At 66.7% G+C, this 375-nt stretch carries 1 protein-coding gene; it reads right to left on the bottom strand.

Going from position 1 to position 375, the window contains the following annotated elements; translation table 11 throughout:
* A partial coding sequence (locus GYK42_RS28875; RefSeq protein WP_166450284.1) for a putative Ig domain-containing protein occupies positions 1-375 on the bottom strand: 375 nt, incomplete at both ends.

The following is a 375-nucleotide window of genomic DNA, read 5'->3' as shown; positions in this document are numbered from 1 at the left end:
GGCTGCCGCTCGATACCGTATAGGCATACGGAGCGACGCCGCCGCTGGCCGTCAATTGCCGGCTGTATGCCGTGGCCACTTTCGGCGCCGGCAAGGTTGCCGGGGTCACCGTGATGGCTGGCGCGGCAACGCTCAAGGTATAGCTGTTGGTGGCGCTGAATGGCGCTCCCGCGCCCGTGCTGCTGTCCTTGACCTGGATACTGACCGGGAAACTGCCGGCCAGATTGGTCGTCCCCGACACCACGCCGGTGGATGCGTTCAGGCTCAAGCCGGCCGGCAGGTTGCCACTGCTGATGCTGAAGGTATATGGCGCCGTGCCGCCCGCTGCAGTCAGGGTGGCCGTGTAGGCCGCTTCCGCCGTCGCATTGGGCAAGG

The organism is Janthinobacterium lividum (assembly GCF_011601275.1).
GTDB lineage: Bacteria > Pseudomonadota > Gammaproteobacteria > Burkholderiales > Burkholderiaceae_D > Janthinobacterium > Janthinobacterium lividum_E.
This window is presented reverse-complemented; position numbering and strand designations above follow the sequence as displayed.